This is a genomic window from Psychrobacter sp. AOP31-B2-9, assembly GCF_052378005.1.
In the GTDB taxonomy this organism is placed as follows: domain Bacteria; phylum Pseudomonadota; class Gammaproteobacteria; order Pseudomonadales; family Moraxellaceae; genus Psychrobacter.
Genome location: NZ_JBQSXG010000315.1, coordinates 1 through 710, shown reverse-complemented (window position 1 = coordinate 710; position 710 = coordinate 1). Strand labels below are relative to the sequence as shown.

Sequence of the window (710 nt, the reverse complement as noted above, 5' to 3'; positions counted from 1 at the left end):
ATGCTCAAAGATGAACACTGGACAAGACTAAGACCTATCTTACTAGAGTTGAATATCTATGACAAAGGAAATCTTAGAAATACGGTTGAAGGTGTGTTGTATCGGATGCGCGTTGGTTGCCCTTGGCGTGACTTACCAGCGTACTTTGGCAAGCCCAATACCATCTATAAAGCTTACCAGCGCTGGTCTCGCAGTAATAAGCTGATTGCGCTTTTTACGTTACTGATCAAGGACGCAGACCTTGAATGGGTCTTTATCGATGGCACTCATATTAAAGCGCATCAGCACAGCAGTGGTGGCAATGAGAATGCGCAGGCTATTAGTAAAAGTGTTGCAGGACGCGCGACCAAGATTCATTTGGCAGTTGATGCTCATGGCAATCCACTCACTTTTATCTTGTCAGATGGTACAACCCACGATGTTAAAGTCGCTCCTGACTTAATAGACAAGGTTGATTTGAGCGATACAGAGGTTTTATGTGCCGATAAAGGCTATGATTCTGATGCGCTACGAGCCCATATTGAACAAGCAGGGACGTGTGATAACATCCCTCGGAAACGAAATACAAAGTCCTCTAACGACCATATGGACTGGAACTTGTACAAGGTACGCCACTTAGTAGAAAATGCTTTTGCTAAGCTAAAACAGTATAGGGCAGTTGCCACCAGATTTGATAAGCTCAAGCAGAGTTATGAGAATACGGTCGCTCT

General features: G+C 44.2%; 1 protein-coding gene. It reads left to right on the top strand.

Going from position 1 to position 710, the window contains the following annotated elements; translation table 11 throughout:
• The coding region (locus ACT3SX_RS15405) for an IS5 family transposase (protein WP_444761858.1) at nucleotides 1-710 on the top strand (710 nt) is incomplete at both ends.